General features: G+C 64.0%; 18 protein-coding genes. 10 read left to right on the plus strand and 8 right to left on the minus strand.

The window, feature by feature from the left end:
* Window positions 1-10: 10 nt before the first annotated feature.
* Window positions 11-490 carry a 30S ribosomal protein S9 gene (gene rpsI, locus NQ152_RS11945; protein ID WP_285178036.1) on the minus strand — a complete coding sequence of 160 codons (480 nt, stop codon included), beginning with the start codon at window positions 488-490 and terminating at the stop codon, window positions 11-13.
* 30 nt (window positions 491-520) lie between these two features.
* Window positions 521-967, minus strand: a complete 447-nt coding sequence (gene rplM / locus NQ152_RS11950; protein ID WP_257501572.1) for a 50S ribosomal protein L13 — start codon at window positions 965-967, stop codon at window positions 521-523.
* Between the two features lie 342 nt (window positions 968-1,309).
* Here rplM and NQ152_RS11955 point away from each other — a divergent pair, with 342 nt between their 5' ends.
* Complete coding sequence (locus tag NQ152_RS11955) at window positions 1,310-1,444, plus strand: hypothetical protein (protein WP_257524124.1); 135 nt, start codon at window positions 1,310-1,312, stop codon at window positions 1,442-1,444.
* A gap of 604 nt (window positions 1,445-2,048) precedes the next feature.
* On the opposite strand, the gene NQ152_RS11960 is transcribed toward NQ152_RS11955, so the two are convergent.
* Complete coding sequence (locus NQ152_RS11960; protein WP_257524125.1) at window positions 2,049-3,542, minus strand: HNH endonuclease signature motif containing protein; 1,494 nt, start codon at window positions 3,540-3,542, stop codon at window positions 2,049-2,051.
* A 350-nt stretch (window positions 3,543-3,892) separates the two neighbouring features.
* Between NQ152_RS11960 and NQ152_RS11965 the strand changes: the two genes are divergently transcribed.
* Window positions 3,893-4,918, plus strand: a complete 1,026-nt coding sequence (locus NQ152_RS11965) for an acyltransferase (RefSeq protein WP_257524126.1) — start codon at window positions 3,893-3,895, stop codon at window positions 4,916-4,918.
* 48 nt (window positions 4,919-4,966) lie between these two features.
* Here NQ152_RS11965 and NQ152_RS11970 read toward each other — a convergent pair whose 3' ends face one another.
* Window positions 4,967-6,262, minus strand: coding sequence for an acyltransferase (locus tag NQ152_RS11970; protein WP_257524127.1), 1,296 nt, complete (start codon window positions 6,260-6,262; stop codon window positions 4,967-4,969).
* Between the two features lie 921 nt (window positions 6,263-7,183).
* On the opposite strand from NQ152_RS11970, the gene NQ152_RS11975 reads away from it, so the two are divergent.
* On the plus strand, window positions 7,184-9,238 hold the full coding sequence (locus NQ152_RS11975) for an acyltransferase family protein (protein ID WP_257524128.1): 2,055 nt from the start codon (window positions 7,184-7,186) through the stop codon (window positions 9,236-9,238).
* Between the two features lie 1,254 nt (window positions 9,239-10,492).
* The gene (locus NQ152_RS11980) at window positions 10,493-11,503 is read left to right on the plus strand and encodes an acyltransferase family protein (RefSeq protein WP_257524129.1); all 1,011 of its coding nucleotides are present in this window, start codon (window positions 10,493-10,495) and stop codon (window positions 11,501-11,503) included.
* Between the two features lie 44 nt (window positions 11,504-11,547).
* On the opposite strand, the gene NQ152_RS11985 is transcribed toward NQ152_RS11980, so the two are convergent.
* The 4 genes from NQ152_RS11985 to NQ152_RS12000 all read right to left on the minus strand — a co-directional run bounded on the left by NQ152_RS11985 (window position 11,548) and on the right by NQ152_RS12000 (window position 15,505).
* Window positions 11,548-12,870 (minus strand): O-antigen ligase family protein, encoded by a 1,323-nt coding sequence (locus tag NQ152_RS11985; protein ID WP_257524130.1) that lies wholly within the window; start codon window positions 12,868-12,870, stop codon window positions 11,548-11,550.
* A gap of 559 nt (window positions 12,871-13,429) precedes the next feature.
* Window positions 13,430-14,140 (minus strand): CPBP family intramembrane glutamic endopeptidase, encoded by a 711-nt coding sequence (locus NQ152_RS11990; protein WP_257524131.1) that lies wholly within the window; start codon window positions 14,138-14,140, stop codon window positions 13,430-13,432.
* A gap of 143 nt (window positions 14,141-14,283) precedes the next feature.
* The gene (locus NQ152_RS11995) at window positions 14,284-14,832 is read right to left on the minus strand and encodes a hypothetical protein (protein ID WP_257524132.1); all 549 of its coding nucleotides are present in this window, start codon (window positions 14,830-14,832) and stop codon (window positions 14,284-14,286) included.
* 199 nt (window positions 14,833-15,031) lie between these two features.
* Window positions 15,032-15,505, minus strand: coding sequence for a CPBP family intramembrane glutamic endopeptidase (locus tag NQ152_RS12000; RefSeq protein WP_257524133.1), 474 nt, complete (start codon window positions 15,503-15,505; stop codon window positions 15,032-15,034).
* 419 nt (window positions 15,506-15,924) lie between these two features.
* On the opposite strand from NQ152_RS12000, the gene NQ152_RS12005 reads away from it, so the two are divergent.
* The 6 genes from NQ152_RS12005 to NQ152_RS12030 all read left to right on the plus strand — a co-directional run bounded on the left by NQ152_RS12005 (window position 15,925) and on the right by NQ152_RS12030 (window position 23,537).
* Entirely contained in the window at window positions 15,925-16,500 is a 576-nt protein-coding gene (locus NQ152_RS12005; protein WP_257524146.1) for a low molecular weight phosphatase family protein, read from the plus strand.
* 625 nt (window positions 16,501-17,125) lie between these two features.
* Complete coding sequence (locus NQ152_RS12010; RefSeq protein ID WP_257524134.1) at window positions 17,126-18,691, plus strand: polysaccharide biosynthesis tyrosine autokinase; 1,566 nt, start codon at window positions 17,126-17,128, stop codon at window positions 18,689-18,691.
* Between the two features lie 349 nt (window positions 18,692-19,040).
* Window positions 19,041-19,601 carry a hypothetical protein gene (locus NQ152_RS12015; protein WP_257524135.1) on the plus strand — a complete coding sequence of 187 codons (561 nt, stop codon included), beginning with the start codon at window positions 19,041-19,043 and terminating at the stop codon, window positions 19,599-19,601.
* 285 nt (window positions 19,602-19,886) lie between these two features.
* Window positions 19,887-21,350, plus strand: coding sequence for a sugar transferase (locus tag NQ152_RS12020; protein ID WP_257524147.1), 1,464 nt, complete (start codon window positions 19,887-19,889; stop codon window positions 21,348-21,350).
* A gap of 40 nt (window positions 21,351-21,390) precedes the next feature.
* Window positions 21,391-22,491 carry a glycosyltransferase gene (locus NQ152_RS12025; protein ID WP_257524136.1) on the plus strand — a complete coding sequence of 367 codons (1,101 nt, stop codon included), beginning with the start codon at window positions 21,391-21,393 and terminating at the stop codon, window positions 22,489-22,491.
* Window positions 22,488-23,537, plus strand: a complete 1,050-nt coding sequence (locus NQ152_RS12030; protein ID WP_257524138.1) for a glycosyltransferase — start codon at window positions 22,488-22,490, stop codon at window positions 23,535-23,537. The genes NQ152_RS12025 and NQ152_RS12030 overlap by 4 nt, the downstream gene beginning before the upstream one ends.
* Window positions 23,538-24,347 lie beyond the last annotated feature (810 nt).

The following is a 24,347-nucleotide window of genomic DNA, read 5'->3' on the forward strand; positions in this document are numbered from 1 at the left end:
GGAGAACCGATCAGCGCTTCGAGTACTGAGGAGCCTTGCGGGCCTTCTTGAGACCGGCCTTCTTGCGCTCGATGACGCGGGCGTCACGCGAGAGGAAGCCGGCCTTCTTCAGGGTCGGGCGGTTGTTCTCCTCGTCGATCTGGTTGAGCGAACGGGCGATGCCGAGGCGCAGTGCGCCGGCCTGGCCCGAGTCGCCGCCACCCGAGATGCGCGCGATGACGTCGTACGCGCCGGTGAGGTTGAGCACCGTGAACGGGTCCGTGATCAGCTGCTGGTGCAGCTTGTTCGGGAAGTAGTCCTCGAACTTGCGGCCGTTGACGGTGATGGTGCCCGAGCCGGGGATCAGTCGCACGCGGGCGATGGCCTGCTTGCGACGACCGACCGCGGCGCCGGGAACGCTGAGCACAGGGCGCTCAACGGTCTCGACGGTCTGGTCGGCCGGGGTCTCGGTCGAGAAGTTGCTTTCGTTGGATTCTTCGAGATTCGCCACGAGTGTGTCCTTAGTCAGTCTGGGAGGCGCTTACTGGGCGACCTGGTCGAGGATGAAGGTCTTGGGCTGCTGTGCACCGTGGGGGTGCTCGGCGCCGCGGTAGACCTTGAGCTTGGAGAGCTGCTGCGCACCCAGGCTGTTCTTCGGGAGCATGCCGCGGACGGCCTTCTCGACGGCCCGCTCGGGGTTCTTCGCGAGGAGCTCTTCGTACGTGACCGACTTCAGGCCGCCCGGGTAACCGGAGTGGCGGTAGGCCTTCTTCTTCTGGAGCTTCTGGCCCGTCAGCGCGACCTTGTCGGCGTTGATGATGATGACGAAGTCGCCCATGTCCATGTGGGGGGCGAAGGTCGCCTTGTGCTTGCCGCGGAGGAGAACTGCCGCGTGGCTTGCCAGCCGGCCGAGAACGACGTCGGTGGCGTCGATGACCAGCCACTCACGCTGAGCTTCGCCAGCCTTGGGGGTGTACGTGCGCGTCACAATAGTGCTGCTTTCTTGATTCGAACGGAGATGTTCGTGAATCCCGCTCCGGGGGGTTTGGTTCGGGATGCCGGACCAAACGCACCAGTGGAGGGCTCACGTTCGCGGTGCGAGGCCAGCAGGGCACAGGCACCAAGGGTCGATTCTACGGCATCGGGACGCCGGGGCCAAACACGCTGCGAAAAGCGGAGCGGTGCTGCTGCCGAAAGTCGGGGTGCTGGACTAGTCTCGCAGCACGGCCCGCGATGACGCGGTTGCCGCTGCGTCCGCGGATGACGAGAGATCCAGGCACCGATGATGGATTCGAGTGGTTTTCGCCAGATAGGTGGGTTTAGCCCGATCGTGATACCCGCCGTGCTCGGATTGCTGGTCGCGTCGGCGATCGCCGTGTCGGTGGTGCGTGTGTCGGTTGCGCTGCGGGACGACGCCGAACGTGAGGCCGAGCTGGACGGCTGGGCTTTCGCGAACCTGTCCTGAGCTGCCTTCTGCCTGGCCTTCGCCGTCGGGATGCCGCGGCCGAACACCCGATGGGCCTTTGGTCCCTTGACTCGGGTCCGCGCGAGGTTCACGCTGTGTTCGATGGCGGTACTGGGGTCGCTGCGGGGGTTCCGACGCGCGGGGGTGCGTCGGAAGTTTGGGGGAATCGATGACCGTTCTGTGGTCGCGCTCGGCTGGGGTTGCGCGCGGTGGTCCGGGGGTTGTCGTTGTCGGTGGGTTTGCTGTCCCCGCCCGGGCGGATGTCCCGCCATCTGTTGATCGCGGACCGGCGGTGGGTTGACCGGTATCCGCGGAGATCTGACCGTGCACATCGAGCGAGGCTCCGGCGGTGCTTTCGTCGAGCCCGGACAACGGTCCGGGCCGACGCTGCTTCCGTATGGAGCTTCGGGTGACGGTCACTGGGCCAGCGAGCGAGGCGAGGCTTCTGGGGTGTCGCGCCTCGCTCGCTGTCAATCTGCCCCGCCCGGGCACGCGCGCGGTGCCCGGGCGCCGCCTGTCCCGCGCTCGCCGCGCTCCACGAGCCCCCGTGCACGCCGGGCGCCGCCAGCACCGTCCCGCCCACCGCGCTCGTCCTATCCCCTACTCACGCCGCCCGCCAGCCTCGCCTTTCGGTCGGCGGCGGATCCCACGCCCACGCGATCGGCGACTTCGTCTTCAGCGCGACCGGATCACCCCGCCCGGGCGGTGGATGCAGAACGAAAGCTCCGAGATCCGCGCGCGTGATCCGCCATCCGTTGTTGTGAAGCAGCATGTGATGGAACCGACACAGCAGGATGCCGCGGTCCACGTCCGTGCGACCCTCATGCTCCTGCCAGTGATCGCAATGGTGCGCTTCGCAGTACGAGGCGGGGACGCAGCATCCGGGGAACATGCATCCACCGTCGCGAACCGCCAGCGCGATCCGCTGACGCGCCGAGTACAGGCGCTGTTCGCGACCGAGCTTCAGCGGATTCCCCTGCCGGTCGAAGATGATCTCCTGCGCCCCGACATCGCAGAGCGCCCGGTCGATGACCGACCCGGGAACCGCGTCGCCCCGATCCTCGAAGTGCCCGGTCGCGACCATCCGACCGAAGGCATCGCGGGGTCCGATCGCGTCCTTGACCACGACCATGCGCACCCCGGGCTGCCGCGCGCCGAACACATCGCTCGCCGACGCGAGCGCGCCGGCCCTCCACAGGTCCAGCATCAGGTCGTAGGCGAGCTGCTCGTCCGTCCGCGGATCCTTGAGCAGAGCGTCGGCGGCTGCCGCGGCATCCGAATCCACGAACCGCGGACCACCCCGTCGCGGCCGCAGTGCGGAATCCCAGATCGCATCGACCCAGGCCCACCCTTCGTCCTCGAAGATGATGCTCGCCCGGTGCACACCGTCCTGGTCGGTCCACCGGCGGATCGACCGGCCCTCGTACCGACGCGCGAAGCGCTCCTCCGCGCCGACCGGGTCCAGTGCGTCCCGCACCTGGCGAGCGCGGCGCAGCAGCTCTTCCACCGGCATCCCGTCGATTTCGGTCAGCAGCTGCTCGGCCGCGCACGACCACACCTCGCGCACCACGTCATCGGAGGCGTCGGCGGTCTCGAGCGGCGGCTCCCCCAGCCCGCGGCGAATCGCGTCGTGCTGCGCCGGCGTGATCCGTCCGCTCAGCATCGCCGCGCGCAGCGGCTGATGCCACGGCCCACCAGCCGTCAGCGAGCGAGGCGCCGTCTCGGCCGCATCGGATGCCGGCGCCACCGTCGGCTCGCCCTCCAGCAGCGCCTGGCCGACGCGCACTGCGCGTGCGGCATCCGCCTTCGTGCCACCGGTGATCGACTGGATCAACGCAACTGGAGTGCTGTGCCCGTGCACCGCCGCGACACCGGAGTGACCGAGGTCGCGGGTCGACCGTTCGGCGAGGACTCCGGCGCCGACGGCCATCAGGTTCTCCACTCCGTTGTTGAGCGCAGCCGCCGTCGCCACGAACGACAGCGCCTGCTGGCTGTCCGCGCGACGGAGCAATCCGGACAGCTCGCCGAGCTCGAAGTCCTGCCCGAACTGCGCACGAAGCGAGTCGAGGTGACCCTGAAGCTCGGACAAAAACGCCATAGTTCATGGTGACATCGGCCCCTGACATTCCGAGATAGGTCGCACCCCATTGTGAACAACAACACCGCCCGGGATGCTGTGGAGGAATGGCCGCGCATCGACCGGGCACACGCCGTGCAGCCATCGCACGACCGCGGCGTATCCCCCGCCCACTCGCCCCGCAGCCAGCGCCCACCCCCGCCCCACATCCAGCGCCCACCACCCCCGCCCCACATCCAGCGCCCACCACCACCGCATCCACCCGCCGCACCTACCCGCGCGCCCAGCGCACAACCCCCGCGCAAGCCCCACACACAGCCCTGCCCGAGAATCGGCGATCATCCGTAACACGCGACTGGCATGCTTACGCAATGACAGACGCCCCGGCATCCCGCATCGAGTGGATGGACGTGCTTCGGGGCACCTCGATCGTGCTCGTCGTGTTCAACCACGCGATCCTGTTCGCGAGCTCCGTGCCGACCGGGTCGCCCGAGATCGCGTGGGCTCTGAATCAGGTCTTCGCGCCGATCCGAATGCCGCTGATGGTGTTCCTGTCGGGCCTGCTGGTCGCGCCGTCCCTGGCACGCGGCTGGAAGGTCTACCTCGGCGGCAAGGCCCGACGCGTGCTGTATCCCTACCTCGTCTGGTCCGCCATCGCGCTCGTGCTGCTCTACCTGTGGGGCATCCGCGATGGTCTCGTCGGGGGCGCCACCCCCGCCCCGGTGACGGCGTGGGAACCACTCCGGGTGCTGTACGACCCGCTCGAGCACCTCTGGTTCCTCTACGACCTGTTCCTCTTCTATGTGATCGCGCTGGCGATCACCCGCATCTCACCGCTGTGGATCGCCGCGGCAGCTCTGGTTGCGGCCGCCCTCGTGCCTGAGTTCAGCGTGCGGCGGTTCCTCTTTCTGCTGGTGTTCTTCCTTCTCGGCGTCTGGATGTCGCAGCATCCGGGAACGCTGAATCGGGTCTTGTCACGGCGGTGGGTCCTCTGGGTCTGCGCGGCGGTGTCGGTCGGCACGGTGGCGGCTGTCGTCGTCGGCACCGGGTTGCGCTATACGGCGCTCTCAGCGCCGTTCGCCGCCGCCGGCATCGGCTTGGCCATCCTGGCCGCGCGGCGGATCGGCAGCGCCGGTGTGCTGCGGCCGCTGCGGTTCGTCGGTCGTGACAGTCTCGTCTTCTACATCGTGCATTGGTGGCCGACCAGCATCGGGGTCGCGATCGGCGCCGCAACGGGCAACGGGTGGGTCGCACTGCTCGCCGGCACGGTAGCGGGACTGCTCGTCAGCACCGCAGTCGTGTGGCTGATCCGCGTCTGGCCACCGCTCAACTGGCTCTTCTCAGCACCCCAGCGTCACGTCGTGCCCACCGAGTCCCGCGCACGGGATTCGTTCTAGCTGCCCTCACCGAACAACGGATGCTGCCCTCAACGGCGGATGCTGCCCTCACCGCGCGGGGCGCAGGCCCTCCCCCGCGTCGAGGTGTCCAACCGGTCGCGGAGTGGTGCGGTCGGTGCGCGACTTGCGCCGCATCGCCGGGCGTTCGACGAAGAAGTACGTGAACGAAGCGAGCGCGACCGAGATCGCCGTCACCGTCGCCAGGCTCAGCGCCCAGCCGGACACAGAGGTGCCGTCGTGCGGCACGTGCACGCGAACCCACCACGCGACCGGCTCGTGCCACAGATACACGCTGTAAGAGATGAGTCCCAGGTAACGGAGAGGCAACCACTCCAGAACCCGTGCCGCGCCGTTTGCCGAGTGGTCCGCTCGGCCTGGCAGAACGACGACCAACACCACCGCCGCGGCACTCACGCCGACGAGGGTCGTCGCGATGGGTCCGCCGTATCGGGCGCCGACGAACGCGAACACGAGCCCGAGCGCGAGACCGCCGTATCGCATCCATGAGCGGGTGCGCACGACGCCGCGCTGTTCCAGCCAGACGACGAGGGCAGCGACGCCCATTCCGAAGCCGAAGAGCTCGGCCTGGGCAAGGACGCTGCGGTCCAGGACCGCGAGCCAGGTCGATCCCCACAGGGCTTCCAGCTGACCGGCCGGTGACTGTCCGGCCACCAGGACCAGGACGATGACCGAGGTGGCCACTCCGACGATCACCATCAACCAGACCGGGGCCAGTGCCGCCTGCACCGGCTTCCATCCCTTGGCGACCAGAAAGCTGCCCAGCGCGAACAGCGCCGGCAGCAGCAGATAGAACAGCAGTTCCGCGCCGAGCGACCAGGCCGGGCCGATTCCGGTCATGATCGTGCCGGGAAAGAAGCTCTGCAGCAGCGAGAGATTGGCGACGAACGTCCACGGGTCGGTGATCATCCCGACCGGAGGCGGGTTGCCGTTGAGGGTGGCGGTGAGCGCGTTCTCGGTCAGCAGAGTCTGCAGAACGAAGTTGGCGAGCAAGAAGATCACGATGTACGCGGGCAGGATGCGCAGCATCCGGTTCCGCAGATAGCCGCCGATGGTGGGGGCGGGGCGCCCCGCGATGAGCGAGTACACGAACGGCCGGTACAGCAGAAAGCCGGACAGCACGAAGAAGACCGTGAGCCCGTGCTGCGCCATCTCGGTGAGGCTGAAGACGCCACCCACTGCGCTTCGCCCGTCGGTGAGATAACGGGTGGTGTGATGCGCCACGACGAGCAGAGCTGCGATGCCGCGGATGCCTTCGATGCCGGCCAGACGCCGACCCCACGATGGCTGCGCGGCGAGGTCGAGCTCACGGGGTGTGCGAGACATGCTCGGAGCATAGTGTCAGGCGACCTGAACCGTTCGTGGGTGACGCAAGCAATGCGCCGAATCACGTGACTAGCCGGCGAAGGCCTCGCCACGGACGGATGCTGTGGCGGAAGCGCCGCACATCCAGACGTGGCGCAGCACGACCTACGAGAGTTGCCGGTGCCGGCGGACGCGCCAATTGGGTTGGAGACAGAGATGGGCCGGTCGCACTGCTGGCGGGCGCTCTGGTCGTCGGCAGCGCGGTCGCGTGGCCGGTCCCCTCCCGGCCACCGCTCTGCTAGCTCCTCTAGGGACCCAATGCCACGTCCTCCCCACCGAGTACCGCTAACGGGGCTCCCTCTAACTTCATTTTCAGCGGCGAAGCTACCGTTCCAATCGGTCCATCGACCGCGCCTTGTGCCGACGCTGTAATAGCTCCTCAGCACCGACCGGGTCAAGGCGCGTCCCGCACCTGGCGAGCGCGGCGCAGCAGCTCTTCCGCCGGCGTGCCGTCGAGCACCCGACCGGCAACGCTGCGAGTGCACAAACACGGTCCCTTTGGCGTCGGGTCATGCGCGACTGAGCAAGAAAGCGTGAGGGCGATCCGTACGAGGGCGGGAGCCCCGCAGGAATCCGGAGGTAGATCGCGTCAGAGCGGGGGAATGTGATTTCCTCAATCCGCGCGTCCAGACGGACCAGGTGATCTGGATCCGAGCGATGCACTCCCGTCCGCGATCGTGTGCGGTGGCTCCCAACCGGGTATATGCCTCTGTCGAACCCACGCGCCGGGCGCAGGCGAAATGGCACGTGGACCGAACCAATCTGAACAAGATTGGGCCGATACCTGGGTGTGACGCGCGCCGCGTAGGATTCCCATCGGGTCATCGAATTGGGGGTCGCATGCCATCAGGGGCTGCAGTCGGTCAGAGCGCACTCCAGCGCGTGAAGAAGAAGACCTTTCGTCCCGACATTCAAGGCCTGCGTGCCCTTGCTGTTCTCGCGGTGATCGTCGACCATCTAACCGGTTGGCCCGGTGGCGGCTTCGTCGGAGTCGACGTCTTTTTCGTTATCTCCGGATTCCTGATCACTGGTCTATTGCTCCGTGAATACCAGCGATCTGGGCGGATTTCTTTTGTGGACTTCTACCGCAGGCGAGTGAAGCGCATCATGCCGCTCGCGCTTCTGGTCATTGTGGCCACCGTTGTTGCGGCATACTTCCTGTTCACGACGCCCCGTCTCATCGAAACCTTCCAGGACGGCGTCTGGGCTACCTTTTTCGCCGCGAACTGGCACTTCGCCGCTGCCGGCACGGACTACTTCCAGTTCGGCGGTCCGATTTCGCCGCTGCAGCACTACTGGTCTCTCGCGGTGGAGGAACAGTTTTACTTTGTGTGGCCGTGGCTGATGGTGTTCATCCTCTGGACTGCAGCGAGACGGGCCAACGGCGGGGAGGCTACGGGGCGCCAGATCGTCGGCGTTGCGATCGTCGTGGTTTCCGTGGGGTCCTTCGCGTGGGCCATGTGGGAGACCACGACCAACCCCACATGGGCGTACTTCTCGACGCTGGGGCGCGCATGGGAGCTTGGTGTAGGGGCGATGGTCGCGCTTGTCGCTCCCCGGCTAACGGCTATGCCCCTGTGGGCGCGCACTGCTGGAGGGTGGGCGGGGCTCGCCGGTATCCTCGTTGCGTTCTTCATCGTTCCCGACTCGAACGGATTTCCGGCGCCCTGGGCGGCGCTGCCGGTGCTCTCCACCGCCTTGGTCATCGCTGCCGGAACCGGCGGCGAGCAGCGGCACCTATGGCCGCTGACGAATCCCGTCACCAACTACACCGGCAACATCTCGTATTCGCTGTACCTCTGGCACTTTCCGGTCCTCATCACGCTCTTGACCGTGCTACCCGGTCAGAGCTTCCAGTACGTGGCCGTCGCCCTCCCGCTAACAGTCGTGCTATCGGTGGCGAGCTACCACCTTGTCGAGGACCCCATCCGCAGATCCTTCTGGTTGGAGAAGCGACCGCACGGATCAAAGCACCACTCACCGCGCGCGACGGAGCGGAAGGCAGTCAGTTGGGGTTGGCTCGGCGTCCTGGCTGTGATGACCACCGTCTTGGCCAGCCTCGCTCTGCAACCGCCGAACAATCCCGCCGTGGCCGACTACGTCGTTCCGTCCTTCGAATTCGGCGACGGGCCCACGAATGAGGAGAAACTACCGCTGTGCCTCGGTGCGGCGTCGTTAGACACCGCAGCCAATTGCGACCAGAACCTAGGCACCCAAATCTTACCCTCCATCGACGCGCTCACCGAGGACACTGGCAACTCGTATTCGTGCTTCCCGAACACCGAACAGCCGATGAAGTCCTGCACATACGGGAACGCTTCGGCGGAGACGAAAGTGGCTGTGGTGGGCGATAGCCACGCCGCCTCCTTGCTCCCCGGTCTTGCCAATCAGGTCGGCGAGCAGGGATGGAACTTAACGACATTCGTTGGCGCGGGATGCATCTGGTCCGCAACTGACAGTTGTCCCTCGATGCCACAGATACAGCAGGCGCTTGTTGCCGGCGACTTCGACATTGTGATCACCTCCGCGTATAGGGGTAGCGGTTCAACGAACAAGGAACAGCAGGCGAGGTCGTTCGCAGACGCTTGGACGCCCGTTGCTGCGACGGGTGCCCGCATTGTCGCGGTCGCAGACGTCCCAGGGTCCGCATCTGAAGCCGTCGCGTGCGTGACCCGCCTGAACTTCGACCTCGCGAGCAATGACTGTCAGATCCCAACCGCAGCTGCTTACCGTGTCCAGGACGCCTTGATGCAAGCCGTGGCGCGGGTCGAGGGAGCAGCACTCGTGGACACCCGTCAGTACTTCTGCGGGCAAACCTGCCCGGCCGTCATCGGCAATGTGATCGTGTACCGCGACGACATCTCGCACATCAGTGCCACCTACAGCGAGACTCTGGGACCGTACCTAGCAAGAGATATCGCCGCAGCTGCCTCCTAGGGGCATACCGCAACGTCATCTCGGAGCGGTGGCCCGAGTCGCACTCTTCCTCGCACGCGCTCAAAGGTGCATCATCCCGACCCTGTACGCGCGGATCGGCGGCGTCGAAGCCCGTGGCGCGGTTACCTTTAGAGGAAGGCAATCGTCGCGGTCCGCTGCGCCACAACGTCGGGGCGTTCTGATCGCCAAGGCGTGGCGCGGCAGCGTCGCGCCCGCATTCGACAATGACCAGCCAGCCGGCCGAGGAGCGACCTCTACGACCTCGTTCCCATCATCATCCGCAATCCTCGCTATGAGATTCGCATATGAGAGTCGCCGGCAGAGGTCGGCGCATCGAAACCGGTTCGCCTTCCGTGCACGAGAAAGGAGATGCGAGACGTATCCCAGATCCCCCAGCTCGAAGTTGCGCTTGGTCGCCACGCTCCCCAGGACCTGTTCCCTACGAGTTCTGCCACGACCGTTCCGATCGGTGTATGAGCAGTCTCGAGGGTTGGCATGTGCGCCAGAGTCGCCGTCTTGGGGCGAACCAGGGCCGATGACTTGCAACATTACTAAGGCGCGCGGGTTGGCCCGCGGAGGGGTACACACCGCGGTCGATCGTGCTTGGAAGCGTCGACATCACGAACCGGAAGCAGCGCTTCGTGCCGGGCGGCGCGATGTCCTGCAAGAGACCGTCACGCAACATGACATTCAATAAAGGAGGACGGCCAGGATTTGCCGGTGCCGGCGGACGCGCCAATGGAGTTGGAGACAGCGTCCGACGGCACCTACCCGACCGCTCCTCGCATCCGCCGCCTTGGAGGACAGCAATGTGCATGGTTCGGACCCGGGCATGAACGACCCTACCTGGCAGCCCAGACACGGTTGGGGGCCTTGTCATCGCGCGCCTAGTTCGATACGGCGCTCAAGCGACGGTGCGGCGGCGGCGGCGCCGTCGGGCACGCTTGCTTGGGGGGGCTGAGCGCGGTCCGACGGCACCTGACCGTCACCGGTGATCGGCGTACCGCCGTGGGGCAGCGGTGTCCTGCGCGAGTTCGGGCTGACACCGACCCTAGGACCTAAGCGCAAGCCCTCTCATCGGGGGTTTCTACGGGCGCATGGTGGGGACTTACAGGGAAATGTGGCGTACGCCCCGGGCATTCGGCCAATTTGCACGGTCGCGGCTCGTCTTTATGTGCTTCCACACAAGTCGAACGGGACCTCGCTGTCGCTATGTGAACCGAACTTCCGCCACAAACGGGTAGCGTTTCTGCCGTGAGGGTTCACTGGATCGACTCGGCGCGCGGTGTCGCGATTTTGCTCGTAGTGTTTTACCACTCTGCGCAGTGGGCGGGCGCCGCTGGCTTCCTATCAGAGGTCTGGTTGCAGGCGAACGATCTGCTTGCTACGATGCGGCTCCCTTTATTCTTCGCGCTCTCAGGGATGCTCGCAGTCAAATGGATGACAATGCCGTGGCGGGAACTGCTGAGATCCAAACTTGCAGCTCTGCTGTGGCTTTACCTCGTTTGGCAAGCGGTCACTACGGCGGTATACATGGTGGTGCCAAATGTCAGCACGCCGGGTAAGAGCAATGCCGCAGAACTCATCACTGCGCTCGCCACTCCTCTGCGCCCGCAAGGTGCTCTCTGGTTCATTTGGGCTCTGGCCCTCTTTTTCGTCCTCTGTCGGGGACTGTGGGCCTACGTGCCCGGCTGGGTATTTGTATCAGCGAGCGCGGGCGTGTCTACCCTGGCCTTTGGAGGTGTAATCACACTTGGAAATGTTGGCTGGGACGGCGCGCTCGAAAACTTTGTGTTCTTCGCTGCGGGCGTGACGTACGCACCATTCATGAGATGGCTTGCCAAGCGACTACGCATCGCGGGAGCGCTCCTCGCTGTGGCAGTCTGGGCTGCATTCATCCTGCTCGTTCCGGTCTGGGCGCTGCCGGGGCTGAATCTCGTCTCGCGCGGGCTTGGCCTTGCGGCGGGCATTGGGCTAGGCGTAATCCTCGCAAGGGCCAGCCTCGCACAATGGGCGGGGAGGAATACCTTGTATCTGTACCTGCCCCATTACACCACTCTCACCGTGCTGGCGTACGTCGCTTCGACACTGCCCTTGCCGGATGCAGCGCACTCATGGCTACCGCTTGCCCTATTCGCCGGTACGCTCGCCGTCTGCTTGGGGCTGTGGGCTCTCGCATTGCGAAGCCGCACGGTGGCCTCCTTCTTCTCGACGCCCGATTGGCTGAGTCGCCTAATCGGGCGCAAGAATCTCGCGGAACGCTAGGGTCCTCGCCGGCACCCGAGCGCGAGGATGGTTGCTTTCCCCAGTCATGGGCTTGACGACGAGGTGCGGCGGAGGGCTTCGAGATCGACAGAACCTGCGCGTACGGAAGAGGGATTAGGCCCGGAGTGTCCGCCCTCCTCTCTTTCCAGCGTCCGCGCCTGCATCTCGGCCATGGTGAGCCCAAGCAGTAGCCACGTCACGGGGAAATATGTCGCGTTGGAGAACATGCTGTTTACCAGCACGAGGATCAGCGAGAGACCCGCAGTTGTCCGCCAACCGCGCCAGGCGGTGACAATGAATAGGACGATCAGTGGGACAGCGAACCACGCCCCGTCTACCCACATCGCAAGTAGCCAATTGCTCGCGACATTGTTAGCCGTCTCGTTATGAACGTCGATCACGCCCCAGACGGAAACCCGGCCGCTCGCACTAATTCCATGACCCCATATGGGGATGTCGGTCGCAAGTTCGATCAGAGCATTCGTTTGCCGGATTCGCGCCTGACCCGAGATATCGGTGGGATCAGATCCGAACAGGCTTGCCACGCGCACGAGCAGATCCCGACGCAGCGATTCATTCATCACAAGCGCGACTGCAGCGACGGTGGACACGGCAGCCAACGCCGCGAACCGGCCGGACCGGCCGCGTGACTTGCTTCTAGCCTTCCGGTTGCGAGTGAGGTATGCGAGCAAACCGATGATGGCAGCCGCCGCAAGACCAACCCAAGCAGCCCTGGCGAACGCCAGAACGACCGCGGCGACGTTGAGGCTCAGCAGGATCACTCGCGCAGAGCGAACCATGGGGATTCGCCAAGCGAGGACCACACCGACTGCCGCGAACATACCCAACCAGTCCGGTTCGGGATAGATCCCGGTTGGTCGCCCGAGCGCACTTACAGACACGTGCCACAGTTCGGTCGGTACAACCCCGACGACTTGCAGCAGCGCCGCCAGGGACGAGAACGAGATGACCGCCAGCAGGCCCATCAACATCGCGGCGCGATCAGACTCGTTTGATCGAACCATGATCACAATGGCGCTAGCTGCAAGCGCAATGAGCTGTAGACCAAGGGTGGCGCTGTTTACCAGATCTCCGATAAACGCAGTGGAAGCCAACAATAGTGCGGCTGCCGCAAGGAGGATCGCGCTGGTGACCCGGCTACGGCCTGGTTTTCGTGACGCGATCAGCCACAGAAGGACAACAATCGTGAAGACGTGAATGCGCACCACCTGGACGGCAACAAGGCCAGCGCTGACCCCGACGAGCAGCGCCGTGATCTGCTGACTCCGCCGCAACGTCAAAACCACAACTGCCATGGTGATGGCGACGACAGAGACTGCGATCATCTCTAACGTTGGGCTACCCACAGGGTGATGATACCGGGCAGTGCCGTCACTCCCTAAGCGAACAAGCTGACGCCGCGCCGCTCGGGCATCGACCTGACGGGCCGACTGCGCGGATGCTCCGCGTGCAATGCCGCTTCATCATCGGGGCCTGGACCGTGAGCCAATGCTGGGGCTTCCAAAACGACGGGCCTGACAAACGTAAACATGGCAGCAGTCGCTTGTAGCAGCATGACGCACATGGTACATTCCGACGACGCATGGCGATGGAGCCGTTCGTCTTGTGCCTCTGGGGGTCACAGATGCTTGGTAGAGCACGACGCGAACGCGCGCAAACTCACAGGTTGTGTGCATACGGAACCAAGGCCGGGGAAACCAGCGAACCTCGCTGCGAGGCGATTATTACGCTCGAGGGATCGACGGCCGCGGGTCATCCGGGCTACTGCTCACACCGCCACGACGCGCTCGCCCAGGAAGACCAACTCATCTAAACTTACAGTTCTCATCTGGCGTTCATCCCGTCAGCCGTGGCAACGCTCGCCTCCGGCCGTCTGGCACTTCAATGATGAGCTGTCGAAAACGACTACACCAGCAGCAGCACAACTCCAATGGCGTTGAAAGACGCATGTGCGACCAGCGCGGCACCGAGCCGCCCAGTGATCAGTGTCAGGATGCCACACCCCAGGCCGACGCCAAAGGTTCCGATCGCCAGCGACATCGCCACATTGGAGCCCCACGGCACGAAATGCAGCGACGCGAACGCGAAGGTTGAGACCACAATCGCGATCACCGAAGCCACCCCGGCACCGCCGACTATTCGGGAAGCGCGGCCCTGCGATAAGCCGTCGACCAGCGCCCGCAGCACCAGCCCTCGAAAGAACCACTCCTCGACGAACGGCGAGATCAACACGGCGCCGAGCACGAGCACAACAGTGGTGGCAAGCGCGGGCTGACCGAACGGCCCACCCAGTGTCCCGAATGTCGGCGCAACCAGCTCGACGACCGCGCGCACCAAGAGCCCCACGCCCAATCCGTAGGCGAGGTCCATCCAACGCCAGGATCGGGTGCCGGTAGCCCGAGCGATCCCAACCCTGGACGCCGCAATACCTGCACCGATCACTGCGACCGCCATCGGCAGGTTGATAAGCACGAGATCGAGGACGGATAGCAGCCATTCGGGCAGCGCGACCCACCTCGCACGCAGGTTCAGGTAGACGGTGAGCAGCAGGAGAGTTCCGACGAACCCCAGCCCGGCGAAAGTGAGAGCGAGGCCGGGCCGCGAGTACGCCCGCATGAAGGAACCCCCAGGTTTCGACGAACCGGCGTTCTCCGATGGCGCTGCCGCGCTTACGGCCATACCCGCCTACCTCTCAGCTCGAAGGACCCACAACGAAGGCCCCAGACTTGCGCCCGGGGCCCTCGTTACTTGCTGAAGAATCAGTTGCTGGACTGCGCGCGGCGACGTGCAACACCGGCTGCGATGGCGATGCCACCGATGCCGAGGGCACCGACGCCGAGCCACAGGGCTGCAGCCGGGAGCTCGTTACCCGTTGCCGGGAGGCCGCCACCGGTACCACCGGTGCCGCCACCGGTTCCACCAGCGCCGCTACCAGCGGCGACGACCGTAACGGCCACTGAACCGAGGGAGTTGCCCGCGGCGTCACGGGCCCAGACGGTGTAGTTGCCCGGCTCGGTTGCCGTAAAGGTGACCGATGCGCTCCCGTTGACGACCGGCTTGACGACAGGTCCGACGCTCGCAAGCACGATCGACGACAGCGCACCACCGTTAGCGGTGAAGGAGACGCTGTCGATCTCGTCGCTCAGGTTCGACACGGTGATCACGGTGGAGTTGCCGGCCGTGATCGTCGGCGCCGAGACGCTAGTAATCGGCTCGTCGTCGCCGTTGTACAGGGCCTGCGCGGCAGAGCCGCCGCCGAGGACGAGAAGACCTGCGACAGCAGCCGCAGTGAAGACTTTTTTAAACATGTGGAGAACCCCCGGGGGAATGGTTTCGCGACTGGACGGCTGGCGGAACCCTCTATGGGATTCCTATGTCTTGGGAAAGCTTAGCAATACCTCAAGACATATGGCGAGTCGAATTCGTTTCGGCGAGGTAACAAAATCGTGGAGCAATGTCCCCCGTTCGGGGGACACACCATGAACAGATCGTCAATATTCCGCGGAACTACACCAGGAACGTGCCCACCAAAGAAATGACTAAAAAACTCAAATTGAAGCCGACGTGCGCCAGAACGGCGCCCCAGATGCGCCCGGTCAGCATAACGAGCATGCCGCAGACCAGCCCAAGCAGCGCGACCGACACGAGCCGATCCGTCGAGATCGCACCGGTGAGCCCGTGCAGCAGCACGAAGAGGCCTGTGCTGAGGATTACCGCCGCCAGACCAGCGATTACCCGGCCAAACGGCCGGCGCAGCAGCGTATACAGCGCGACGAGAATGACACCTCGAAAGAAGAACTCCTCAATCAGCGGCGCGATCACGACGACCGAGACGGCGTCGGTGAGCCACCAGAGGCTTGACAGCTGACCGTTCACGAGCGGGTACGACGGAATCGCACCAGACCCTCCGATTGCCACCTCGAGCCATCCCTGGATGACTCGCAGCACTCCTGCCAGCGCGACTCCGTACAACAGGTCCACGGCTCGGAACCTCAGAAGAGTGACCGGCTGCGTACGCGTAAAGGCCCAGAGGACAGGTATCAACATCCCGATCCAGACGATGGCACTTGCGGATGCGGCCCCAGTCGGTGTCGGCCAGAGCCACGAAACGGCCGCCCCCGCCAGGACGGAGACGCCGAGCGTAAGGAGCCCGAAAGCCAATAGCCATTCACGCCACTGTGTCACTGTGCGGCCACCAAGCCGCCAATCAGTGCTTGGCCCGGGGGCTGCCATAGACATACCCCGGCGCGCGGCTCTGGTGTGAACCGGCCCTGCCCCCGTGACATCAGTCATCGCCGCGCCGGTCCCGAGATCAGGCGCTGTCACGTCGATAGAGTGGTCTGACACGCGCCCACGTTACCTTGTCTTGCGGAGGCCCCTCGGTGTTCGACATCCTCACCGTGTGCACGGGAAATATTGCCCGTTCACCGCTCGCAGAGCAGCTCCTACGGGCACGGCTCGCCCCGCTCCAGGGAAGAGTGCATAGCGCCGGCACTAGCGGGTTGGACGCTGTCGCGATGACACCCGAAGCGGCCTCGCTGGCCAGCCGGCTCGGTGTTCCAGCGGCCGACTCCGCCGCGCACCGCTCCCGCTATCTCACCGAGGCCCTCCTGGAATCGCCTGACCTGATCCTCACGATGACGCGTGATCACCGACGCCGCGTCGCCGAACTCGCTCCCGCACGGTTGCGCAGCACTTTCACTGTCCGCGAGTTCGCGAGGCTTGCAGCAGCGATCGCCGACGGCGAGATTCGTGACGCAGCTGCCGCTGCCGGGTCCGATCCGTCGGCGCGCGTCCGTGCGGCGGCGGCGGCGGTCGCATCACATCGAGGAATGCTGCCGCCTCCTGCCGACCCAAGCGAGGACGACGTGGTCGACCCGTACAAGAGGGGCATGGCTGCTTACGAACGGTCCGCCGCGGAACTTGAGCGGCCCATCGACGAAGTCGTCCGGATCATTCGTCTTTCCGTGGGCTGAAGACAGTGCCCCCGCTGTCCGTCCCGCGGCTGGGGGCATCTAGCGCCAACCAGCTCCTCGCCTGGATGACCCGGCCCGGGGGCTGACCAGACAGCCAGGTCAAGGATCAACCGCGGAGTTGGACGAGTCTGCCAGCAGGCGCAACCGAAGCGAGCCTTCGAGGGCGTGTCGGACATTGGCGTAAGACGGCGCTGTTGTTCAGCGGGGAGGAAGAGTAGCATTCGTGAGCCAGCCCATCTGGGGATCGGGCGGCATCTGGGGAGATTTCGAATGACAAGGTCAATTGTTGACGGCTTGCGCAGCTTCGGTGGTTGGTTCTTCGAACAAGCGCTATTGGTGGTCGTCTTGCTTTATGGGATCGTGGCGTATCCGCTCCCGGCCCATTTGCGCACTAAACAACGGTGACGCGACTGGGCGCCCATAACCATCTGGTTTGGGCTGCCCAGCGACGATAGTTCGCGACGCCCGCCGTTCCCGAGCGATAGCGTGCGTGCGGGGTGATCGGGCTCTTAGAGACCACGTGCGTGATTGGCACCCTGTACGGGTCCGCGCACCAACCCGATCTATGGCCTATGGCAAGATGAGGGAGGCTTGCGCCCCCCGACTCAGCGCACCGAGAGGCATCATGGAGCTTACCGACTACATCCGCCTGCTCCGCAAGAACTGGCTGATCATCGCAGTCGCCACGCTCATTGGAGTGGCCGTCGCCGCGGGCTGGTCGTTGACTCGCACGCCACAGTACGAAGCGTCCAGCACAGTGTTCGTCTCGACTCAGGCCGGGGGCACCGTCGCTGAACTCCAGCAGGGGCAAAATTTCACGCAATCCCGCGTAACGACATACGCGAACCTAGTTCCGACGCCGATTGTCTTGAACCCCGTGATCGCACAACTTGGTCTCGGCATGACCGCGGGCGAGTTGGCAGGACGCATCACGGCGTCCAGTCCTCTCAACACGACCTTGATCACGGTAACCGTTACCGACGCCGACCCAGTTGCAGCCGCAGATATTGCCAACGCCATCGGTGGAAGCCTCACCAGCGCCGTCGAAGCGATTGAGACACCGAACGGTATGGACTCAAGTCCGGTGCGTCTTACACGGGTAAAGGATGCGCTTCCGGCCCTGGCTCCCGCTAGTCCGAACGTCCCGCTAAACCTCGCTCTAGGTGCAGTCGTGGGGCTCGCACTCGGAATCGGTATCGCAGTGCTGCGTGCCCTCCTCGACACACGCATCCGAACACCGCGCGATGTAGAGCTGGTTACCGATCGACCCCTGATCGGAGCCATCGCGTTCGACCCGAGGGCAAAGGAACGTCCACTCATCGTCCACGTTGACCCGCTCAGCCCGCGTGCTGAATCATTCCGCGCGCTCCGGACGAACCTGCAGTTCCTAGACATGGGCGGTCGCTCGAGCTTCGTAATCACCTCCAGCGTTCCAAGCGAGGGCAAGTCGACGACCACCATCAACCTGGCAATTGCTCTTGCGGACGCAGGCAAGCGGGTCGCACTCCTTGACACCGACCTACGCAAGCCGAAGGTGGCGGAGTACCTCGGCATAGAGGGAGGCGTTGGTCTCACAGACGTGTTGATTGGCCGCGCCCGCATCGGCGAGGTGATGCTGCCCTGGGGCGGACGCACCCTGTACGTACTGCCGGCTGGAAAAATTCCACCCAACCCAAGTGAGTTGCTGGGGTCGAAGCAGATGCACACCCTGCTTGAGGTGCTCGAGCGCGACTTCGACGTAGTGCTCTGCGACGCGCCGCCTCTGCTTCCTGTGACTGACGGCGCGATCCTCGCGAAGGCTACAAGCGGGGCGATCGTCGTCGTCTCCGCCGGACACACGAACAGGCATCAGCTGACGGGTGCGGTGGAAGCACTTGAAACTGTGGGAGCAAAGATCGCTGGCGTCGTGTTGTCCATGGTTCCAACGCGCGGCCCGGACGCTTACTACACTTATGGCGCAGGGTACGGATACGGTTACGGATATGCGGCCGCTCCCGAAAAGGCGGTGCGCGGCCACAAGAATCGGTCGGCCAGAGGCAGATCGGCACGCCGCCGAAGCGCGGGAGTGTGGCAAGAGCCGGGAACAACCGGCACAGCGCACTCAGCGGCCGCCCTGCCAAATCATGAGCAGGGTCCTACTCAAACACCGGTGACCAGCGTAACTCCACGTCGGTCAGCCCCCACGTTGTGACTGCGGACAGATGCCTCGTCTTGCCGATCGGTCGCGCAGTGCACGTCTGATCGCAATCGCAGCGGTGACGGTGCTCGGTCTGGCTGTTGCTACTCTCGCGGTGCTCGCACTGCGGCATGCGACCCCGCCGTCAACGTGGCAATCGCCGGCACCGGTGCCGACGTTCACGCTTGGCGTGCAGACGCCGTCTCCATCGCCGACGCCGACTTCGCGCCTCACTCCCCCGGCTGACCAGGAACGGTTCCTAAGCGCTAGGTCGGGCACCCTTTGGCGGGCCGTTGCGGGGTCGTGCGGCCGCACGCAGCCCTTAGTTGAGCGCTCAAACGATGGGGGTTCAAGCTGGGCGGATGTGACGCCGGTTTACAGGGGGATAGCGCAAATCGCGTCGCTGGACGGGGTGGCTGTTGACGCCGTCGAGGTGGTTGCCGCCATTGGTCCTGCCTGTAAAACGGAAGCAATGCGCAGCTTCACCAACGGGCAATACTGGGAGGCGTATCCCGATGTCCTGGCATCATCGCGCTACATCGATCTCCTCGACCCCTCCATCGTTCAACTGCCTAGCGGGCCGGTTGCCGCACCATGCATCCACCCGCATGGGTTCCGCGCTCTGCTATCCGTGGCGGGGCTAATATGCGACGACCACGCCTTTGTATTACTTGACGAGACGTGGGTGCGCTTGCCGACTCGGAAGGTCGCGGCTATCGCTGTCGCGGGCAGTGACCTGCTCGTCGCCCACGCTGAGGAAGGATGTTCGGGCCTGGCGCTGACACGATTCATCGCCGCGGATAGTGCGCAACCCGTACCGGAAGGCTGCGCAGAGGGCGTCGATATTCACTCTCCGGTCGCAATCGCTTCGGATGCAGTGGGGACCCTTGTCTGGTCTCCGGACTCCTTCACGGTCGTGCCTTGACGCGCCGCAAAGAACCAGATGCGGCGCTTGCGACCAGCCGTAGACCCCGGACACCGCGAGACACCGCCCCGATATGGAATCTCGGCGCCGCTGACTCGCGCACGCGTGGACTCGACACGTCCCCGCTCCCGGTGAGAAACATTCCCGTTACCGGCGCCTGTTAGTCTCGGCTTGGGGAGATTGAGCTACAGGAGAACGCCTTTGACGTCGAGTCTGCACACCGACGCGACATTGACGTCGCCGGAGTCCGACGCCAATCGAACGGCCACTGGCGCCGCAGCGTCGTTGGAAGCAACGAGAGTGAGGACGGCTACGTCCCGCTGGCGGGAGCGCTACGCGCGGCAACTGCGAGTCAGCGATCTGCTCGTGCTGGTATGGGCGGTTTATGGAACGCAGATGATTTGGTTCGGCGCCGGCAACGCCCAGTTATCAATTCGGGAAGACAGCCGCCTCAGCGAAATCTCATACTGGCTCTTTTCGGCGGGCCTCGTTGTCGCCTGGATGTGGGCGCTCACGCTCATCGACTCACGTAGCTACCGCGTGATTGGCACCGGGACTACAGAGTATGTCCGTGTCATCCATGCGAGCGTCGGACTATTTGGCCTGGTAGCAATCCTGGCGTTCCTCACTCGGATTGATGTTGCGCGGGGATATCTGCTTATAGCGCTGCCCCTTGGCATTCTTGTGCTGGTCCTCGAGCGTTGGCTGTGGCGCCAGTGGCTAATCGCGAAGCGATCTGCGGGCGAATACTCTGCTCGGGTCCTTCTCGTGGGCTCACGGGACTCGGTCGCGCAGATCGCGCGGGAGCTCGGGCGTTCGCCAAGCGCAGGGTATCGAGTGGTGGGGGCCTGCGTCCCTACGGGGAAGATCGCTGACCTCATTGAGGGGACCGATATCCCAATAATGGGGAACGTCAACGCTGTCGAGCGCGCGATTCTGGCAACTGACGCCGACACTGTGGCAGTCACCAGCACCGACGACCTGCCTCCGAACAAGGTCAAACAAATATCCTGGAGCCTTGAGGCTGGCCGACAGCACCTCGTGCTGGCGCCGAGCATCACGGACATCGCTGGGCCTCGCATACACTCCCGCCCTGTAGCCGGGCTTCCCCTGATCCACGTAGAAACCCCTCGATTCTCGGCCGGGCAGCGATTCGCTAAACGTTTCATGGATGTCGTGGCGTCGTCACTTGGCGTTGTCCTGACGAGCCCACTGCTCTTGGCTCTCGCGCTGGCGGTCAAGCTCTCGTCACCCGGACCGGTGCTTTTCAAGCAGGTTCGGGTTGGCCTTCGTGGGCGCGAATTCCGGATGCTGAAGTTTAGAACTATGGTCGCTAATGCCGAAGATCTCCTCGAGTCTCTGGAGGGTGAGCGGGACGCGGGCAACGAGGTCCTTTTCAAAATGAAGAACGATCCCCGGGTTACTCGCGTTGGACGCTTCATGCGGCGCTTTAGCTTGGACGAATTGCCCCAGCTGTTCAACGTGATCGCGGGGTCTATGTCCTTGGTTGGGCCGCGGCCGCCTCTCTTTTCTGAGGTTGCCAGGTATGCCGATCACGTGCACCGGCGTTTTCTCGTCAAACCCGGCATTACGGGAGCATGGCAGGTCGGGGGACGGTCATCTCTGTCCTGGGAAGACTCCGTGCGGCTGGACCTCTCATATGTCGAGAACTGGTCGCTAATTGGCGACTTCGTCATTCTGCTCAAGACGGCCCGCGCGGCACTCGCGCCAGGATCCACCGCGCACTAGCAGGTCTTCAACTGTCCGTACCCCTTGTGAAAGGTCTGTCTTGCCCTCTGTCGCGATCATCGGCACCCGTGGTTACCCCAGCTACTACGGCGGCTTCGAAACCGCCGTGCGGAAACTGGCGCCTTACCTTGCCGATGCGGGGTGGGATGTCACGGTCTACAGCCGTCCAGGGACGCTGCTGGTCGACGACCCGTCGCGAGACGAACGCATCCGATCCGTTGAGACCTGGGGGATGGAGAAGAAGTCCCTCAGCACGCTTTCATTTGGACTGACCGCGGCACGTCACGCGGCCAGGGCCAAGCCGGACGCCGCTCTAGTCATGAACGTTGCCAACGGTTACTGGCTTCCAATTCTGAAGCGAGCGGGTGTCCCGACCCTGGTGAATGTGGACGGAATCGAATGGGATCGGGCCAAGTGGGGGAAACTAGCCAAAGCTGTGTTCCACACCGGCGCCCGTTGGACGGCGAAGCACGCTACGCGGCTCGTCTATGACTCGCAGGAAATCGCACGACGGTGGAACAACGAGTTCGGCTTACAAGGTGAGTTCATCCCGTACGGCGGTGACCTGTTGGATGAGGTGCTGCCGGTGGAACCTGGGCTGGAGCACCGAGGTTATGTCCTCGCGGTTGCTCGTTTCGTACCGGAAAACACGATCCCCGAGTTCTTCGAAGCCGCGCGGGAGATCGCGAAACGTACCGATGTGGTGATCGTTGGTTCGAGCGGCTACGGCGGCGAACTCGATGAAACTGCGGCGCGCCTTTCCGCCGAAAATGACCGCATCCATTGGCTAGGACACATCAGCGATGACCGCCGACTCTTTTCACTCTGGCAGCATGCCGGCGTATATTTCCACGGTCACAGCGTCGGCGGCACGAACCCAGCACTCGTTCAAGCGATGGCATGCGGAGCGCCGGTGGTCGCCCGCGACACGGCGTACAACCGTGAGGTCCTCGGCGGGCTCGGGCGCTTCATACCGGCAGACGCGCACGCGATCACTGAAGCGGTGACGCGCCTATTAGGCGATCGACGCGCGCTCGACCAACTCGCTGTCGAGGCGATAGCGCGGGCCAACGCGATGTACACCTGGGACGCTGCCAACTCCAAATACGAGAAGGCGCTCCGACAGTTGGCGGAACGTTGACCAGCCGCGTGATTCATGTCATTCCTGAACTCCGCGCAGCGCACGTGCAGCGCCTAGGTCGGTGGGCTCCCGACGATGTCGTCCTTTATCGAAAACTGAAATGGGATATGACGCGGCAGCCGGACGCAAGCCAGGCAACCAAACTCACCGTTGCCTCGCTCTGGCACGCCTTGCGCGCTACTCGCCACGTGGTCGTTGAGTTGCCTGAACCGTTGTGGATGCGCGAGCTCGGCTTCACTACCTCTGTTGCATTAGCTGTGCGACTGATGAAGGGTCGGCGTGCTCGACTGGTCGCATATTGCATCGAGAATAATGAGACGACCGCCCTGGTCGGTTATCGCGGACGCCTGCAGTCCTTGGTGAGCGCGCTGGTACTCAAGATTGTCGGCGCGACGTATAGCAGGATCCTAGATGGACTCGTATTCGGTAGCCCCGGATCGATGACAACCTACGCCAATATTCCACGTATGTTGAACGTCGAACATGAACTGATCTTGGAGCTTCCGGCCCCCTCACCCCCGCTAGTGACTCGAGACACCGACGGGGCGCTTTTCGTAGGAACGCTCGATAATCGAAAAGGGGTTGCCGAATTGCTCCCCGCGTGGGCCGCCGCCGAGAGCACTATGTCGGCTAACATCACGATCGTCGGCGATGGGCCCCTCGCCGCTGATGTAGCTCTGTGGACATCAGAGCGCCCCGAGCGCCGGACATACCTGCCCCATGTGGATCATGAATTAATGGTCGAAATCTATCGCACACACCGCGTCCTAATTGCGCCGTCTATTCGTGACGGCCGGTGGCGGGAACAGATTGGCCTGCCCATTAAAGAAGCGCTTTCCCATGGCTTGACTATAGTGACGACTACGGAAACGGGACTTTCGGGTTGGCTGAGCGCTAATGGTCACACCACTATTTCGGCAGCCTCGGATCTCGAAACCGCAATCTGTGCGTCCTTGGCGGCACCGCTCGACCCGTCGGTGGTTGCGGCAAGCCTTCCCTCGCGCGACGGGCGCCAGCGCGCTGACGATTGGATGCGACGGCGATGAGTACACCAAGTCAGTCGTCCACATTGGCAGACGTTGCAACGATCGTCGTCCACCATAAGAGGCATGACACAGTCGGCGAGGTTATCAGTGGATTGATAGCGGGCGGAGTGAGTGCTTCGAGGCTGGTACTGGTTGACAACTCGGAGTTGCCGCATCTCGATGAGGCATTGCGGCTCGCGATCCCCCAACCTGTGGAAATCTTGAGGGTTCCCAACCGCGGCTATGGCGCAGCCGTCAACGATGGCCTATCACTCCTGAGGCGGAAGGGCTTGTCGACCACCTTCACGCTCGTGACAACTCACGAAGTCGCTGTCGAGGACTCTTGCATAGCGCGTCTCGCCGCTGCGCTCCGCAGTGACGATTCGCTCGTGGCAGTGGGACCGGTGCTTCACTCACGGGACGAGCCCTCGTCAGTGTGGTCGGCAGGGGGCCATCTCAGCAGGATCCTGAGGTCGCCGAAGCACGACACGAGCCGTCCTACGGAATCGCCAGGCAACGTTACGAAAAGCTCCGCCTGGCTGGACGGCGCCATCGTGATGTACCGGACGGCGGCACTACCCCAGCGTCCATTCGACGAGTCGTTCTTTCTGTATATGGAAGAGGTCGACCTCCATCTACGTCTTGGATACGCAGCAGGGAGAATCGCTGTCGTAGTCAATGCTCGCGCGACACAGCATTCGGACGGAACGCCAGCGTTCTACTTCGCCCGCAATCTCCGGCTCCTCCATAAGCGCCATTCGCCCTTACCGGTGCGCGTGGTGGGCGTATCGATACCGTTGCTTCGTCGCGCAGCTGGACTAATTCTCCGTC

The organism is Microbacterium sp. zg.B48 (assembly GCF_024623505.1).
Classification (GTDB): Bacteria; Actinomycetota; Actinomycetes; order Actinomycetales; family Microbacteriaceae; genus Microbacterium.